This is a genomic window from Zavarzinia compransoris (genome assembly GCF_003173055.1).
Taxonomy (GTDB): domain Bacteria; phylum Pseudomonadota; class Alphaproteobacteria; order Zavarziniales; family Zavarziniaceae; genus Zavarzinia; species Zavarzinia compransoris.
The window spans coordinates 485,334-500,562 of the sequence record NZ_QGLF01000003.1; the positions used below are offsets into that span (position 1 = coordinate 485,334).

At 67.7% G+C, this 15,229-nt stretch carries 15 protein-coding genes; 9 read left to right on the top strand and 6 right to left on the bottom strand.

Going from position 1 to position 15,229, the window contains the following annotated elements:
* The first annotated feature begins 158 nt into the window (after window positions 1–158).
* From DKG75_RS13025 to DKG75_RS13040, 4 genes are read left to right on the top strand one after another with little or no spacing between them, the layout of a single operon-like run.
* Entirely contained in the window at window positions 159–1,556 is a 1,398-nt protein-coding gene (locus DKG75_RS13025; protein ID WP_109921550.1) for an NAD(P)H-dependent flavin oxidoreductase, read from the top strand.
* A 15-nt stretch (window positions 1,557–1,571) separates the two neighbouring features.
* Window positions 1,572–2,012 carry an iron response transcriptional regulator IrrA gene (irrA, locus tag DKG75_RS13030; protein ID WP_109921551.1) on the top strand — a complete coding sequence of 147 codons (441 nt, stop codon included), beginning with the start codon at window positions 1,572–1,574 and terminating at the stop codon, window positions 2,010–2,012.
* A 60-nt stretch (window positions 2,013–2,072) separates the two neighbouring features.
* Complete coding sequence (locus tag DKG75_RS13035; protein WP_109921552.1) at window positions 2,073–2,528, top strand: DUF29 domain-containing protein; 456 nt, start codon at window positions 2,073–2,075, stop codon at window positions 2,526–2,528.
* Between the two features lie 11 nt (window positions 2,529–2,539).
* Window positions 2,540–2,950 carry a rubrerythrin family protein gene (locus DKG75_RS13040; RefSeq protein WP_109921553.1) on the top strand — a complete coding sequence of 137 codons (411 nt, stop codon included), beginning with the start codon at window positions 2,540–2,542 and terminating at the stop codon, window positions 2,948–2,950.
* On the opposite strand, the gene DKG75_RS13045 is transcribed toward DKG75_RS13040, so the two are convergent.
* Complete coding sequence (locus DKG75_RS13045) at window positions 2,947–4,260, bottom strand: NtaA/DmoA family FMN-dependent monooxygenase (protein ID WP_109921554.1); 1,314 nt, start codon at window positions 4,258–4,260, stop codon at window positions 2,947–2,949. The two genes, DKG75_RS13040 and DKG75_RS13045, sit on opposite strands and share 4 nt — an antisense overlap.
* Before the next feature lie 194 nt (window positions 4,261–4,454).
* On the opposite strand from DKG75_RS13045, the gene DKG75_RS13050 reads away from it, so the two are divergent.
* Window positions 4,455–5,396, top strand: coding sequence for an AraC family transcriptional regulator (locus tag DKG75_RS13050; RefSeq protein ID WP_109921555.1), 942 nt, complete (start codon window positions 4,455–4,457; stop codon window positions 5,394–5,396).
* Here DKG75_RS13050 and DKG75_RS13055 read toward each other — a convergent pair.
* Genes DKG75_RS13055 through DKG75_RS13065 form a run of 3 tightly spaced genes read right to left on the bottom strand, consistent with a single transcriptional unit; the run spans window position 5,390 to window position 8,350 of the window.
* A complete protein-coding gene (locus tag DKG75_RS13055) occupies window positions 5,390–6,235 on the bottom strand; it encodes a phytanoyl-CoA dioxygenase family protein (protein ID WP_109921556.1) in 846 nt (281 codons plus the stop codon). The two genes, DKG75_RS13050 and DKG75_RS13055, sit on opposite strands and share 7 nt — an antisense overlap.
* Window positions 6,220–7,602: an MATE family efflux transporter gene (locus DKG75_RS13060; RefSeq protein ID WP_166646513.1), complete on the bottom strand. Its 1,383-nt coding sequence runs from the start codon at window positions 7,600–7,602 to the stop codon at window positions 6,220–6,222. The genes DKG75_RS13055 and DKG75_RS13060 overlap by 16 nt, the downstream gene beginning before the upstream one ends.
* Before the next feature lie 7 nt (window positions 7,603–7,609).
* Complete coding sequence (locus tag DKG75_RS13065) at window positions 7,610–8,350, bottom strand: aldolase (RefSeq protein ID WP_109921558.1); 741 nt, start codon at window positions 8,348–8,350, stop codon at window positions 7,610–7,612.
* 187 nt (window positions 8,351–8,537) lie between these two features.
* Here DKG75_RS13065 and DKG75_RS13070 point away from each other — a divergent pair, with 187 nt between their 5' ends.
* The 3 genes from DKG75_RS13070 (at window position 8,538) to DKG75_RS13080 (ending at window position 10,385) form a co-directional block, all read left to right on the top strand.
* Entirely contained in the window at window positions 8,538–9,413 is an 876-nt protein-coding gene (locus DKG75_RS13070) for a TauD/TfdA dioxygenase family protein (protein ID WP_166646512.1), read from the top strand.
* Window positions 9,414–9,504: 91 nt separating this feature from the next.
* Window positions 9,505–9,777, top strand: coding sequence for a hypothetical protein (locus tag DKG75_RS13075; protein ID WP_109921560.1), 273 nt, complete (start codon window positions 9,505–9,507; stop codon window positions 9,775–9,777).
* A gap of 92 nt (window positions 9,778–9,869) precedes the next feature.
* Window positions 9,870–10,385, top strand: a complete 516-nt coding sequence (locus DKG75_RS13080) for a hypothetical protein (protein WP_109921561.1) — start codon at window positions 9,870–9,872, stop codon at window positions 10,383–10,385.
* A gap of 5 nt (window positions 10,386–10,390) precedes the next feature.
* Here the strand turns inward: DKG75_RS13080 and DKG75_RS13085 are convergent, their stop codons facing one another.
* Together DKG75_RS13085 and DKG75_RS13090 are read right to left on the bottom strand one after the other, a co-directional pair.
* Window positions 10,391–11,428 (bottom strand): AraC family transcriptional regulator, encoded by a 1,038-nt coding sequence (locus DKG75_RS13085; protein ID WP_109921562.1) that lies wholly within the window; start codon window positions 11,426–11,428, stop codon window positions 10,391–10,393.
* 7 nt (window positions 11,429–11,435) lie between these two features.
* Entirely contained in the window at window positions 11,436–12,353 is a 918-nt protein-coding gene (locus DKG75_RS13090; protein ID WP_109921563.1) for a GGDEF domain-containing protein, read from the bottom strand.
* A gap of 329 nt (window positions 12,354–12,682) precedes the next feature.
* On the opposite strand from DKG75_RS13090, the gene DKG75_RS13095 reads away from it, so the two are divergent.
* Window positions 12,683–15,184 (top strand): TonB-dependent receptor, encoded by a 2,502-nt coding sequence (locus tag DKG75_RS13095; RefSeq protein ID WP_109921564.1) that lies wholly within the window; start codon window positions 12,683–12,685, stop codon window positions 15,182–15,184.
* The last annotated feature ends 45 nt before the right edge of the window (window positions 15,185–15,229 follow it).

Consider the following 15,229-nt stretch of genomic DNA (forward strand, 5'->3'; position numbering starts at 1 on the left):
TTTCGGGCAAAGCGCAGAAACTTTGATCCATCCGCTGGCGGAACCCTGCCGCAACCCTTTATTGATCGCTGCGATCAGCTATATGTAGACAAGGCTGAAAGCGTCACCGGATCGTCACGTCGACGGTGCGACGCATTATTATTAGGGTTCTGCGAGAGATGAAGGCGCTAAACGCGGTTCGTATTCAGGGTGTCGAGGTGTTGCCGCTCCTCGAAGGGGGGAAGGGCGTCTCGGCCACCAACGGCCAGTCGTCGGGCGCCTGGGCCGCTGCCGGCGGCATCGGCACGGTTTCGGCCGTCAATGCCGATTCTTACGATGCGAACGGCGAGATCGTCCCCCAGGTCTACCGCGGCAAGACCCGGCGCGAGCGCCACGAGGAACTGGTCGAATACGGCATTCGCGGCGGCATCACCCAGGTTCAGCGCGCCCATGACGTCTCGGGCGGCAAGGGCCGGCTGCACATCAACGTGCTGTGGGAAATGGGCGGCGCGGAACGGGTGCTGAAGGGCGTCCTCGAAGGGGCGCGCGGCCTTGTCCACGGCGTCACCTGCGGTGCCGGCATGCCCTATCGCCTGTCGGAGATCGCGGCCAGCTTCGGCGTCAATTATTATCCGATCGTGTCGTCCGGCCGCGCCTTCCGCGCGCTGTGGAAGCGCGCCTATCACAAGTTTTCCCACTTCCTCGGCGGCGTCGTCTACGAGGATCCTTGGCTGGCGGGCGGCCACAACGGCCTGTCCAATTCCGAAGATCCCCTGAAGCCGGAAGATCCCTATCCGCGCGTCGTCCAGCTGCGCAAGGACATGAACGAGGCGGGGCTGCACGACACCCCGGTGATCATGGCCGGCGGCGTCTGGTACCTGCGCGAATGGCAGCATTTCATCGACAACCCGGAAGTCGGGCCGGTGATCTTCCAGTTCGGCACCAGGCCCCTGCTGACCCAGGAAAGCCCGATCCCGCAATCCTGGAAGGACCGGCTGACCCGGATCGCCAAGGGCGAGGTGTCGCTGCACCGGTTCTCGCCGACCGGCTTCTATTCCTCGGCCGTGCGCAACCCCTTCCTGCGCGAAATGGAAGAGCGCAGCGAGCGCCAGATCGCCTATTCGTCGGAACCGGTGGGCGACCATCAGGCGGCGCTGGCGATCGGCGCCCGCGGCCGCCTCGTCTATGTCACCCCGCACGACAAGGAGCGGGCCGAGGGCTGGATCGCCGCCGGCTTCTCGGAAGCCATGCGCACCCCGGACCACACCATGGTCTTCGTGACCCTGGAAAAGGCCCGCGAGATCCACAAGGACCAGATCGACTGCATGGGCTGTCTCTCGGCCTGCAAATTCTCCAACTGGTCGCAGGGCGAGGAAGGGACGACCGGCAAGAAGGCCGATCCCCGCAGCTTCTGCATCCAGAAGACCTTGCAGGATATCGCCCATGGCGACGATCCGGAGCGGAACCTGATGTTTGCCGGCCATTCGGCCTATCGTTTCGGCACCGACCCGTTCTATTCGAACGGTTTCGTGCCCACCGTCCGCCAGCTGGTCGACCGGCTGGTGACCGGCGACTGACCAAGGGAGCAGCGTATGAACAGGACCCAAGGCCCCGAGCGCCCCTTCCGTGACGCCCTGCAGCGCCTGAAGGCGGCCGGGCTCCGCCCGACGCGCCAGCGGCTGGCGCTGACCCGCATCCTGTTCGAGAACGGTCACCGCCATGTGACCGCGGAAAACCTGCATGCCGAGGCCAAGACCGCCGGCGTCGACGTCTCGCTGGCGACGATCTACAACACGCTGCACCAGTTCACCACCGTCGGCCTGCTGCGCGAGGTGGTGATCGATACCGGCAAAGCCTATTTCGACACGAATACCGACGACCACCACCATTTCTTCTTCGAGGACAGTGGCCGCTTGGCCGACATCCCGGGCAATGAGGTCGCGATCGCCAACCTGCCCTCGGCGCCCGAAGGCATGGAGGTGGCGCGGGTCGACGTGGTGATCCGCCTGCGCGGGACCGGCCGCCTGGCGTAATACCCTTGCCACGCCGGGCGGGCAGAATGCCCCGCCTGGGCAGGTCTGGAGGAGATCGAGATGCCGTCCTCCGCTGGGAAGAACAGCCTTTACGAGCATGATTTTTACGCCTGGGCCCTTGAACAGGCGGCCCTGCTGCGGGCGGGCGACATGTCGGCCGCCGATATCGAGCATATCGCCGAGGAAATCGAGAGCATGGGCAAGGCCGAGAAGCGCGAACTCGTCAGCCGGCTTGCCGTTCTTCTCCTGCATCTCCTGAAATGGCGCTTCCAGCCGGCGGGGCAATGCACCTCCTGGCGCCTGAGCATCAAGGAACAGCGCGTGGAAGTGGCCGATCATCTCGCCGACAATCCGAGCCTGAGGGCCAGGATGCCGGAAGCCCTGGCCGCGGCCTATCGCCGGGCCTGTCTCGGCGCGGCGCGGGAAACCGCCCTGCCGGAAGCGATTTTCCCGCCCGAATGCCCCTGGCCGTTCGAGCGGATCATGGAGGCCGGCTTCTGGCCGGCCGCGGATTGACGGTGGCCCCCATGTCCCTTGCCGGCACCAGGACCCTTGCCCATCTGCTCGAAGCCTTCGCGCGGGAGGCGGCGGCCAATCGCCGCTATCTCTATTTCGCGCAGAAGGCGGATGTGGAGGGCTATAACGACGTCGCCTCGGTCTTCCGTTCGACCGCCGAGGGCGAAAGCGGCCATGCCTTCGGCCTGCTCGACTTTCTCGACGCCGACCCGACCACCGGGGAAGCGATCGGCGATACCCGCGCCAACCTCCTTGCCGCCATCGCCGGCGAAATCCAGGAATTCACCGAGATCTATCCCCGCATGGCCGCCGTCGCCCGCGAGGAGGGACTGGAGGAGGTCGCCGCCTGGTTCGACCTCCTCGCCAAGGCCGAGAAATCCCACGCCGCCCGCTTCCGGAAGGCGCTGGATACGCTGGATTAGAACGCCCGCAGGTTCTCGCGCAGGGTCTTGCCGCTGTAGTCCGTGCGCATCAGGCCCCGGCGTTGCAGGGCGGGGACGAGGCCGTCGGTCACCTCGTGGATGATGCGGCGGTTGACGCCGAGATGGGGCGTGGTGATCAGGAAGCCGTCGCCGCCCACCGCAGCGGCCACTTCGCCCATGCGGTCGGCGACCGTGTCCGGCGTGCCGACCAGGGGGATGGACGAGACGAGACCGCCCGACGCCTCGGTCACCAGCTGGCGCAGGGTCTTGCCCGAGCCCCATTGCTGGAAACTGTCCAGCGAGCCCTGCTCGCCGTTGGTGACCAGTTTTTCCGGCAGCGGCCGGTCCAGATCGAAGGCCTTGAAGTCGATGTCGGTGATCGACGAGATCAGGCACAGGTTCATTTCTATGAAGCTCGGGTTCGTCGCCATGCGGTCGTATTTCGCCTGGGCGTCCTCGACGGTTTCCGCCAGGGTCGGGGCGACCAGGAACAGGACTTTCACCTCGTCCGGGTCGCGGCCATGGGCGGCGGCGCGCTGGCGGATATCGTCGCGGAACGCCTTCATGGCCGGGATGCCCTGGTTCACGGCGACGATGGCATCGGCATATTTGGCCGCGAAATCCCGCCCCTTGGGCGAGGCCCCGGCCTGGATCAGGGTCGGCACGCCCTGGGGCGAGCGCACGCAGTTCAAGGGCCCCCGGCACTTGAAGAAGCGGCCCTCGAAATGGATCGGCTTCACCTTGGTGAAATCGGCATAGGTGCCGGTCTCGCGGTCGCGCACCACCGCGTCCGGTTCCCAGGAATTGAACAATTGCAGCACGAGGTCGAGATATTCATGGGCCATGTCGTAGCGGAGTTCCCGCGGCGGCAGGGCGTCGAGGCCGAAATTCTGCGCCGCCGCATTCTCGGCGCTGGTGACGATGTTCCAGCCGAAGCGCCCGTCCGCCAGGCTGTCGATGGTCGAGCACAGGCGGGCCAGCAGGAAGGGCGGATAGCCCAGGGTCGAGAGGGTGGCGACCACGCCGATCTTCGAGGTGGCGCCGGCGATCATGGCGACCAGCGGCGCCGGATCGCCCTTCGGCACCATGCCGAGGCCGTGCTTCAGGACCGCTTCCGAGGTGCCGCCGTAGATTTCGGAAATCGCCAGTTTGTCCTCGAACATGATGTAGTCGAAACAGGCGCGCTCCAGGGCCTGGGCCATCTCGACATAGAATTTGCCGTTCCAGGGATCGCCCCCGTTCGAGAAGGGGCCGTTCCATTCGTCGGTCGCGAAATTGGTGAACCAGCCGAGGTGGAAGGGTTTGGCCATGGCGCGCACTCCTTACATTGTTCGAACTCCAGAGTGCGCGCGGCCGGACCGGCGGCAACGCCCACCGGGCGAAAGTGCCGGAAGGCGCATATCTTTGTGCCGGGAACGACAAATCCCCTGCTGCGCTGCCGCAAAGATCTTGGCGCCGGGGCGGCGGGGGCTTAGCGTGAAGGGATCCACCACGCGGGCAGGCGATGTTTCGGGAATTCGCGGCAGAGGGCCGGTTACAGCCCTGGCAACAGGCGGTCAGCGATGTCCTGTTCCCGGTCGAGACGGCCAGCGCCGTCCCGGACGGATTTTCCGGCTGCCTGAAATCCTGGGACCTGGGCGAGGTGTCCATGGCCTTCATGGCCTCGGGCCCCGTCACCTACCAGCGCGAGCGCCATCACCTGGCGGCGGACAAGGAAGAGATATTGCTCGTCTCCTTCGCCACCAATTCCGAGATCGCCTATGCCCAGGACGGGCTGGAACTGACCTGCCGGCGCAACCAGGTGCTGGTCGAGCGCAGCCATCGCCCCTCGCTCTTCGTCCAGCCTTTGGCGAGCAATGCGCTCTGGGTGCTGAAGGTGCCGATGCGGGTGATGAAGCGCCGGCTCCGCGCCATCGACCAGATGCCGTCCCTGGTCGCCGATGCGGGCAGCGGCGCCGCCGGCCTGCTGCACGACATGCTGCGCCTCGCCCCGACGCGGCTGGCGGAAGCGGGCGCCGCGGTGCGGGACGGGGTGGGGCGGACGCTGGTCGACCTGCTCGTCCTCGCCCTCGAGAACGATGTCCGCGCCCTGAATTCCCGCCAGTCGCCGGTGCGCCAGGCCCATCTCGCCCGGATCGAGGGCTTCGTCCGCCGTAACCTGTCAAATCCCGCGCTCGGCCCCGACATGGTGGCCGGGGCCTGCGGCATTTCGGTGCGCTACCTGAATGCCCTGTTCCGGGATGCGGGCGGTCTCAGCCTCGGCCAATGGGTGTGCGAACTACGCCTCGAAGCCGCGCGCGACCAATTGGCCGATCCCGCCCGCGCCGGCACCATCGCCGAGATCGCCCGGCGCTGGGGCTTCCTCGACCAGGCGCAGTTCAGCCGCCGCTTCAAGGCCCGCTTCGGCGTAACCCCGCGCGAACTGCGCCGCGGCCCGGCTCAATAGGGCCGGTCGGGGAAGGTGACGGTCTCGCCCGGCAGGCGGGGGCCCATCAGCACATTCTCGTGATAGGTCGAAAGGATGCGGCGGCGGTTCAGGACATTGGCCTCGGTCAGGCCCGCTTCCGGCACCGGCTCGTGGCCCCAGTGGCCATGGGGATCGCTGCCGCGCACCAACTGGCCGGACCCGGTGCCGATGTTCTGGCGCCCGGCCGCCGGGGTGAAATCATAGAGGATCGCCACGCGCCGCATGGCGCTGATATTGGCCGGGGAACCGTGGACGGCATTGCCGTGGAAGATGGCGACATCGCCGGGTTCGAGCTCGAGGTTCACCGCCTTGGTCGAATCGACGTCGATCACCCGGGCGACCAGGCGTTTCCGCTGGCCCGGGCCCTCGGTCAGGCTGAAGGGGCGGACGCGGTCGTGGGTGGCGGGGATCACCTGCAGGCAGCCGTTCTCGATCGTCGCCGGCGACAGGGCGACATAGGCGATGACGAAGGAGGGCGTGACCTCGATCCGGGCGGAATCCTGGTGCCAGCCGTAATCGACGTGGCTGCCCGGGTTCTTGATGCGGAAAGTGGCGTTGGTCATCAGGATGTCGGGGCCGATCAGGTCCTCGACCGCATCGAGCAGGCGGGGATGGCGGCCCAGGTCGTAGACCCAGTCGAACAGGAGATTGGCCTTGATGTCGAAGGCCCAGGACGTGTCGCCCGGGCGCTCGCGCTCGAAGGCTTCGGTCAGGGCGGTCAGGTGCTCGACCTCGGCGGGCGAGAGCACCGGCAGGCGGGACACGAAGCCGTCGCGGGCGAAGCCCTCGATCTGCGCCTCACTCAGGAACTTGCCCATGTGATCTCCTGTTCGCGGGGGATAAGCAACGGCCGGGCGGCCAGGTAGCGGAAACGCGCCAGCAGCAGGCCGGTCGCGACCACGGATGCCAGGGCGATGGCTAGGATCAGGCCGAGGGCGCCCAGCCCCAGGGGCAGGGACAGCGCCCAGGCCGCCGGCACCATGACGGCGACATAGGACACCAGATGGCTGGTGGTCGGCGCCCAGGCCTCGCCGTAACCGCGCAGGATATTGGCGATCACGCGCTGCGCCCCGTCGATCCAGGCGACGAAGCCGATCAGGGCGACGATGGGCGCGGTCGCGGCCGCAAGGGCCGGATCGCCGGTATAGAGCGCGGTGACGGCGCCGGGCACGGCCAGGAAGAGCAGGGCGACGCCCAGCATCAGCAGGCTGAAGACCGCAAGGCCGGTGGCGCCGGAGCGGGCCATGGCGCCGCCGTCGTGGCGGCCGCGCGCCTGGGCCACCCGCACCGCCGCGGCCCCGCCGACCCCGACCGCCAGCATGAACAGCATCATGTTGATATTGACCGCGATCGTATAGGCGGCCAGCTGGACCGCGCCGATCTGGCCGGCGAAGACGGTCAGCAGGGCGAAGGAACCGCTTTCGATGCCCATGCTCATGCCCTCGGCATAGCCGAGGCGGCGCTGGCGCCGGCCGGCGCGCCAGCCGTGGTCGGACCAGCGCCCGCGCCCCAGGCTGCGCCGCTCCGGCATCAGGCGCAGGATATAGAAGAGGGTGCCGCCGGCCAGCGCCAGCCGGGCGGCCAGGGTGGCCAGCGCCGACCCTTCCGCCCCCAGCGCCGGCAGGCCCAGCGCGCCATGGACCAGCAGCAGGTTGAGCCCGAGATTGATCAGGTTGGCGGCCGCCAGCAGCACCACCCCGACATAGGGTCGCCCCGTCGCCTCGAGAAGGCCGATCGAGGCGATGTAGCACAGCATGGGCGGCAGCGACCAGCCGATGACGGCGGCGACCCAGGCCGCCTCCGCCGCCAGGGCCGGGTCCTGGCCGAGCGCCAGGAAGATCCCCTCCGCCCGGTCGGCGACGGCGACGGCGCCCGCGCCGATGACCAGGGCATAGAGCAGGGAGCGGCGCCAGATCCGGCCGCATTCCTCGGTCGCGCCGCGGCCGTAGGCGGCGGAAATCTCGACCATGCCGCCCAGGAGCAGGCCGAGGCCGATGGTCTGCATGGTCTGCACCAGGACGAGGCCAAGGGAGAAGCCGGCCAGCGCCCCGGTGCCGAAATGGCCGACGATCATATTGTCGACCACCAGCATCAGGGTGAGCCCGATCCGCGCCATGATGATGGGCAGGGCAAGGCGCGTCAGCGCCACCGCCTCCCGCCCGTCGAGGCGCAAGCCGCCGCTCACGTCGCGCTCAGTCGCGATAGGCGGGGTCTTCCGCCGCCAGCACCCGCTCCAGCGCGGCGAAATGGTAGTTGGCCTCGAATTCGGCGACATCGGCGAATTGCTTCGCCGTCTGGGCGGCGACATTGGGGCTGATCTCGCGCAGCGGCAGGCCGGTGCTCATGGCCAGGACCTGCACCTGGGCCGAGCGTTCCAGGTAATAGAGATCGGTGAAGGCTTCCGCGACCGAGCGCCCGTGGACGACGACGCCGTGATGGGCAAGGAAGACGATATCCTCGCCGCCGCTGGCGCCCTCGGCGATGCGCACGCCCTCCGAGGCATCCATGGCGAGGCCGTTGTAGCCGTCGTCATAGGCGATGCGGCCGAAGTAACGCAAGGCGTTCTGATGGACGAAGCGCAGGCGCCCGCCCTCGACGCAGGTGAGCGCGGTCGCATAGGGCATGTGGGTGTGCAGGATGCAGAGCGCGTCCGGCCGCGCCTTGTGCCCCTCGGTGTGGATGAAGAAGGCGGTCGGCTCGACCACGCCCTGGCCCTCGAGGACGACGCCGGCACCGTCGACGAGCAGCAGCCGGCTGGCCGTGATCTCGGACCAGTGCAGGCCCATGGGGTTGATCAGGTAGAGTTCCTCCTCCCCCGGCACGCGGATACTGAAATGGTTACAGACGCCTTCGTGCAGGTTGAAGCGGACGGCGAGGCGGAAGGCGGCGGCGAGCTGGCGGCGGAGTTCCGCGATCCTGGAAATCTCGAGCATGTCGGCCTCACCCCCTGGCGTGAAATCGGAAACGGTACGGATAACCGGGTATCACAGGGGGCCGGGGGCGACAATATTCATTACTGAACGAAGATGAAAACCATGGTTTGACGCCAATCAAAGCATGTTGCACCAAGCAATTCGTTCGGCATCATCAAGCAATCGACAGGTAAGGGGAGTATGCGGGATGACGGCGGCGACGGTCTACAACCACATCACGGTGACGCCGGTGGGCGGCACCTTCGGCGCAAGGGTCGAGGGGATCGACATCGCCCGGCCGATCGCGGACGCGGCCTGGGCCGAAGTGGCCCGGGCCTTCGCCGAGCACCGGGTCATCGTCCTGCCCGACCAGCCCGCCCTGCCGGACCGGATCATCGACCTCAGCCGCCGCATCGGCTTCACCGAAACCCATATCGACGGCAGCCATCTGCTGGACGGCTATCCCGAGATCATCCAGATCGGCAACCTCAAGGTCGACGGGGTGATGAAATCCCTGTTCGTCAACGCGCGGGAGGAATGGCATTTCGACTATTCCTATGTCGAGAAGCCCTCGATCGCGGCGCTGTTCTATGCCGTCGCCGTCCCGCCCGAGGGGGGCGACACGCTGTTCGCGGATTCGACCGCCGCCTTCGAGGCCCTGCCCGAAGCGGAGAAGGACTATCTGCGCGGCCTGACCGCGGTCCATTCCTGGGCCCGGCTGCACGAGCAATTGGAGGCCATGGACCCGACCCGGAAGCCCCTGTCGGCGGCGGCGAAGCAGAAATACGCCCCGGTGCCCCAGCCGCTGGTCTACCGCCATCCGGTGACCGGGCGGGAATCGCTCTGGGTCGCGGCCCAGGTGGTCTCGGAAATCCCCGGCCTGGCGGAGGCCGAGACCCGCGCCCTGCTGGACCGCCTGACCGCCCATGTGACGCAGCCCGAATTCGTCTACCGCCACCAGTGGCGGCAGGGCGACCTCGTCTTCTTCGACAATCGCGCCACCCTGCATACCGCGACCATCTTCGATTACGAGCGTTACCTCCGCCTGATGTACCGGACGACGATCCTGGACCGGGCGGCGTAAGGGGGCGGGCGGGGCGGTTGAAATCGCCGCCCCCGGGCCAATATGTAGGAAACGGGCGTAAGCCCCGCCGCTGCTATCGAAAGGATCGGCGATGAGTTTCCGTGGCCTGTTCGCGGCCCTGTCGGCGGCGGCATTCCTGTTCCTGGTATTCTTCTTCGCCGCCAGCCTGCTGGTCGCGCTGGCGGTGGCCGTCCCCGTGTTCCTGCTGATCGGCGCGATCTTCGGCCGCCGGCCCCGGCTGGTGGTGGTGCGCATGCGCCCCGATCCGTTCGAAGGCCGGGACCAGAGGTTCGGGAATCCGCATTTTGGGGAAGCGGGCCGCCAGCCCCGCCCGGCCGGGCCGGTGATCGATCACGAGCCCTGAGCCGGGCCGGTCCTTTCCTTTTCGACGATTTGTCGGCGGTTCCGATCGATGCGATAGTGCCGGCCAACGCATCGGCAGGATGGAATCGTCGAATGGATCTGCGCTTTATGTTTTGGCTTCCGGTCGTGGCCGTTCTTGCCGGCGCGCAGGCCGAGGCCGGCGAAGGGGGCGAGCGCTGGAAGGCGCGGGACCCGGTCACCGCCTGTCCCGAGATCGACGCGGCCGCCGCGCCCACGGCCGATGTGGTCGCGACCCTGGTCCGGTGCGAGCGCGAGGACGTGACCGTCACCGACGAACTTTGGCTGATGGAGGAACTCACGGTCCGGATCGGCGCCGCCCGCGCCCATCTCGGTGCCGGCGAGTTCATGACTATGCCGGAGTCCGACACGGCCAAGCCCGTCTATTCGTTGCGCGGCGCCTGGACCTGGGTCGTCTGCCGCGATCCGAAGGCGGTGGCGATCGTCGGCGGCGACCCGGCGCGGAATTGTTCGCACGCGCGGGTCGAGAAGGCCGAAGGCGCTTGCTGGGTGACGACTTTCGGCACCTGGCGCTGCAACATGACCGGTCCCGCCGCCGCGCTGCAGGCCGGCTTCGCGCCGCCGCGCTGACCGCCTCACGTCTTCTGCCATAGTTCCTTGAGGCTGCTGGGGGCAAAGCCGGTCCAGCGCTTGAAGGAACGGCGGAAATTCGTGGTGTCGTGGAAGCGGAGATGGGCCGCGACCTCTTCGTTGGTGTAACCCCGGCTGTCGTAGAGATAGAGCGCGACATGCTTGCGCACGAGGTCGTGCCATTCCTGGAAATGAGTGCCGTGCTTGGCGAGCTTGCGCTTCAGCGTGGCCGGGCTCATCTCGAAGGCGAGGGCCGCGCGGTCGAGGTTCGGCTGTTCCCGGACATGGTCGAGCAGCCAGTGATAGAGCCGGTCGAGCAGGCTGGCCTCGACCCCGAGGTCGGCCAGCTGGCGGGCGCTTTCGAGGCCCGCCGCCTGCCCGGCGGTCTGGGCCGCCCCCGGCCAGGGCAGGTCGAGCCAGCTGCGCGGGATGCGCATGGCGTCGAGATGGCGCTCGAACAGCACCGTCTCGCCCAGGTGGACCCAATATTGCTCGATATAGCGCGGCCGGGCATGGCCGACGAGGAATTGCCAGGGCAGGCGCCGGCCGGACAGCCAGCGGCACATGCCGGCGACCGCGCTCATGCTCGCCTCGACCAGGAAGCGCTGGGCCTCGCCCGCGCCGCAGGCATCGATCCAATAGAGCCAGGCCCAGTTCTCGTCCACTTGAAGGCGGGGCGCGGTCAGCGGGCTGAGCAGGGCACGGTGGCCGACCAGGCGTTCCAGCGCCTGACGCAGGTTGGCCGCATGGCCAAGGGCGTGGCTGGCGGCGCCGTAGTGGCCGGGCAGCAGGCGCTGGCCGAACAGGAAGCTGGTGTCGTCGGCGTCGAGCAGGCGCCGCACATTGCCGATCAGGGTCAGGAACTGCGCCGGGCTGAACTTCTCCCCGCCCGCGACGATATCGTCGTAGACGATGCCGGTGCCGCGCAGCAGGCGGCGGACATTGACCTCGCGCGAGAGGGCGAGGTCGATCAGCACCGCCGGCTGGTAGTGGCCGGGGATGAAGCGGCTGTCGACTTCGTACCAGGACGGGCGGACAGCCATGGGCGCCTCAGGCGGTTTCGGCGAACCGGCGGCTCTTCGCCTGCCAGAGCGCGCGGTTCAGCCGTTCGAGCAATTCCTCGGGCGTGTCGCGGATCGCCATGACCACGGCGACCGCGGCGTCGAGGTGCAGGCGCTCGCCCTGCTGGCGGGTGCGATAGGCGAAATGGCGGACGGCCAGGGCCAGTTCCCCCGCCAGCCGCGCCGCCTGGTCCTCGCCCGTGTCGGGCAGCATGACGATGAAACGGTCCCCGGCCAGCCGGCACAGCAGGTCCTGGCGCCGCAGGTTGAGCAGGAGAAGCTGGGTCAGGCTTTGCAGCAGCAGATCGCCCTCCTCGTGGCCGAAGCGCCGGGTCAGGGCGCCGAAGCCGTTGAGGTCGAGAAGCGCCAGCGACAGGGGCTTCTGCTCGCTCCGGGCCTCGGCCAGCGCGGGGCCCAGCTGGCGGCGCAGATAGTCGGCGCCGCCGAGCGGGGTCACCGCATCGAACAGCCGGTGTTCGCGGAACAGGCGTTCGCGCTTCTCCATCTGGGCCGAGATCAGCAATTGTTCCCGGTGCCAATGGTAGATGCCGATGGTCAGCAGCAGCAGGCCGACCGGCATGGGCCCCGATTCCAGCCAATGATCCCAATGGATCTGGGCCGGCATCCTGATGAATTCGTCGAGCACGTCGGCCCAGAGCGACAGGAACACGCCGCCGAGCCCGAGCACGAGGAAATTGGTCACCCGCCCGGACGGCCGCGCCTTCAGCATCAGCAGGATCCAGGTCAGCGACAGCAGCATGGCCCCGCCCTCGGCCAGGATGTCGAGCCAGACCCATTCGCCGACCGCCTTCACGTCGCCGGCCCCGAGCAGCAGCAGGAGCACGGCATTGGCGGCCAGGAAAAGGGCCAGGAGCTTCAGGCGGTGATGACGCAGCAGCGAAGGCATGGGCAGTCGTCCGGGTGGTGATCGCGACAGGTAAGCAGATGATTGTGCCCGTTATGTTGCAGCGGGCGGTTTCGTAGGGGGTCCGATCGGCTCAGCCGCCGGCGCAAATATTTCCGATCGCCCGGGGGTGCCGGCGGAAAGCCCAAGGCCCTGCCCGCGGGTGTCGCCGGGCCCTTGCCGGGGCCCGGGTCCAAACGGCTCATCCGGGCGGAAAGCGGCCCCGGGCGGACTGGCGGTTTCGCCAAACCGTCATCCGGCGTCCGTAACGTCCGGCCCGGGTTGGCGGGGGCGAAAGGCCGGTCGCCAGGGCATTTTCGCGAGGACCGTTCATGCGCAAGCGTCAAGCCGTATCCCGCCTGGCGGGGATCACCTTCTGCACCCTGGCGCCGGTCCTGCCGGCCCTGGCCCAGGACGCCGTCCCGGGTGCGACCGAACACGTCAACGTCATCGGCCAGGCCGCCAGCATCGGCGAAGCGCTGTCGGAACAGCGCCGCTCGGACGCGATCGAAAGCGTCGTCCATGCCGACGGCGTCGCCCAGCTGCCGGACGAGAATGCGGCGGAAGCGCTGCAGCGCCTGCCCGGCGTCTCGGTCGAGCGCGACCAGGGCGAGGGTCGTTTCGTCAGCGTGCGCGGCCTCGGCCCCGATCTCAACGCCGTCACCATCAACGGCACGCTGCTGCCCTCCCCCTCGGGCGACAGCCGCGCGGTCGGGCTCGACGTGCTGCCGTCGGAACTGATCCAGTCGCTGACCGTGGTCAAGACCGCGACCCCCGACATGGACGCCAATTCCCTGGGCGGCACGATCGAGATCGAAAGCCTTTCCGCCTTCGATCATCAGGGCCTGTTCTACACCGGCTCGGCCGAAGGCTCCTACGACAGCAATACCGATCGCTATTCGCCGAAATTCTCGGGCGCCTTCAGCGACCGCTTCGACCTCGGCGGCGCGGGCGAGTTCGGTATCGCCATCGCCGCCTCCTGGCAGGAGCGCGACTTCGGTTCCGACAATGTCGAGACCGGCGACGCCTGGGACTTCGAGGACGGCGCCCGGCTGGAGGAGACCAGCCAGCGCGACTATCTGATCACGCGCGAGCGCGCGGGTTTCGGCGTCAATCTCGACTACCGGCCGAGTACCGTCACCAGTCTCTACCTGCGCACGCTCTACAGCCACTATAAGGACAGCGAGACGCGCAACGCCCTGGGTGTCGAATTCGCCGATCCCCTGCTGCCGGGCGAGACCGGCGAGGGCGAGGGCTTCCGCGAGCTGAAGGACCGCGAGGAGACGCAGGAGATCCAATCCTATGTCGCCGGCGGCGAGCATATGGCCGGCGCCTGGACCGTCAGCGGCCAGGCGGGTTACAGCGAATCGAGCGAGAAGACCCCCGGCGGCATCGGCGGCGCCGTCTTCGAGGGCAACGACGATTTCGCCGGCCTCAGCTTCCGCAGCGGCCGCAAGCCGGTGCTGAACGCCGGCCCCGACTTCTACGACCCGGCGAATTTCAGCCTGTCGGAAATCGAATATACCGACGACGCGGCGACCGACCGCGAATGGAACATCCGCCTCGACATCGCCAACGAGCATGACCTGGGCGGTTTCGCCGGGACCTTCAAGTTCGGCGCCAAGCTCAGCCGGCGCGAAAAGGAGAACGGCTCGGATGCCTGGATCTTCGAGGACTTCGGCGATTACGGCTTCTCCGACGACGACCTCCTGCTCGGCAATTTCACCGGCCGCCGGCCGGATTCGACGCTCGGCAGCTTCGGCCCCGGGATCGGCGCCGACGCCCTGCGCAGCCTGATCGGCCGTCTCGACCGCGACGAGTTCTTCGACGAGGAAGAATCGCGGGTGAACGACTTCACCATCGAGGAGGACATCAACGCCGCCTATGTCATGGAAACCGTCGATATCGGCGGCCTGCGCGTCATCGCCGGCCTGCGCTACGAGGGCACGGAAATGACCGCGACGGGCACCGGCCTTCGCGACGACGATTTCGAGGCGATCAGCGTCAGCAACGACTACGAGCACTGGCTGCCCAGCCTGAACCTGCGCTATCGCCTGGGCCGGGACGCGCAGCTGCGCGCCGCCGTCACCCGCAGCGTCGTCCGCCCCAGCTTCGAGCAATTGGCGCCCGGCTTCGTCATCGACGGCGACGAGGCGGCCTTCGGCAACCCGAACCTGAAGCCGCTGGAATCGACCAATCTCGACTTCGGCATCGAGTATTACATCGACCGCACCAGCGCCATCTCGGTCTATGCCTTCTACAAGGATATCGAGAATTTCGCCTATGCCACCGATGTCGCCGGCACCGGCGCCTGGGTCGGCTTCGACGAGGCGGAGACTTTCGCCAATGGCGACCGGGCCCGGGTCTACGGCCTCGAACTCGCCTATACGCAGAAATTCTCCATGCTGCCCGAACCCTTCAACGGCCTGCTGATCGGGGCCAATGTGACCATCAGCGACTCCGATGCCAGCATCTCGGGGCAGGACGGGCGGCGCGACATCGACCTGCCCAACCAGTCGAAACTGGTCGGCAACCTGACGCTGGGCTGGGAGAACGACGACATCAGCCTGCGCCTGTCGGCCAACCACAAGTCGCGCTATCTGGTCGAGGTCGGGCCGATCGACGATCCCCTGCACGACCTGCGCGCGGATGCCCAGACCTTCCTGGACTTCAGCGCCCGCTACACGGTGATGGACGGCGTGCAACTGACCTTCGAGGCCCAGAACCTGACCGACCAGGCCTTCTACACCTATGCCGGCGACCGCGCCTTCAACGCCCAATACGAAGAATACGGCCCGACCTTCAAGCTGGGCCTCACCGTCTCGTCCTTCTGAGTGATCGAGGGCGCCCCGCCTGTTCCTGCGGGCGGGGCCGCCCCT

Bases quoted from the DNA above. Each gene is read 5' to 3' on its own strand.
- DKG75_RS13025 (WP_109921550.1), top strand. From the start codon at position 159: ATGAAGGCGCTAAACGCGGTTCGTATTCAGGGTGTCGAGGTGTTGCCG.
- irrA (WP_109921551.1), top strand. From the start codon at position 1,572: ATGAACAGGACCCAAGGCCCCGAGCGCCCCTTCCGTGACGCCCTGCAG.
- DKG75_RS13035 (WP_109921552.1), top strand. From the start codon at position 2,073: ATGCCGTCCTCCGCTGGGAAGAACAGCCTTTACGAGCATGATTTTTAC.
- DKG75_RS13040 (WP_109921553.1), top strand. From the start codon at position 2,540: ATGTCCCTTGCCGGCACCAGGACCCTTGCCCATCTGCTCGAAGCCTTC.
- DKG75_RS13045 (WP_109921554.1), bottom strand. From the start codon at position 4,260: ATGGCCAAACCCTTCCACCTCGGCTGGTTCACCAATTTCGCGACCGAC.
- DKG75_RS13050 (WP_109921555.1), top strand. From the start codon at position 4,455: ATGTTTCGGGAATTCGCGGCAGAGGGCCGGTTACAGCCCTGGCAACAG.
- DKG75_RS13055 (WP_109921556.1), bottom strand. From the start codon at position 6,235: ATGGGCAAGTTCCTGAGTGAGGCGCAGATCGAGGGCTTCGCCCGCGAC.
- DKG75_RS13065 (WP_109921558.1), bottom strand. From the start codon at position 8,350: ATGCTCGAGATTTCCAGGATCGCGGAACTCCGCCGCCAGCTCGCCGCC.
- DKG75_RS13070 (WP_166646512.1), top strand. From the start codon at position 8,538: ATGACGGCGGCGACGGTCTACAACCACATCACGGTGACGCCGGTGGGC.
- DKG75_RS13075 (WP_109921560.1), top strand. From the start codon at position 9,505: ATGAGTTTCCGTGGCCTGTTCGCGGCCCTGTCGGCGGCGGCATTCCTG.
- DKG75_RS13080 (WP_109921561.1), top strand. From the start codon at position 9,870: ATGGATCTGCGCTTTATGTTTTGGCTTCCGGTCGTGGCCGTTCTTGCC.
- DKG75_RS13085 (WP_109921562.1), bottom strand. From the start codon at position 11,428: ATGGCTGTCCGCCCGTCCTGGTACGAAGTCGACAGCCGCTTCATCCCC.
- DKG75_RS13090 (WP_109921563.1), bottom strand. From the start codon at position 12,353: ATGCCTTCGCTGCTGCGTCATCACCGCCTGAAGCTCCTGGCCCTTTTC.
- DKG75_RS13095 (WP_109921564.1), top strand. From the start codon at position 12,683: ATGCGCAAGCGTCAAGCCGTATCCCGCCTGGCGGGGATCACCTTCTGC.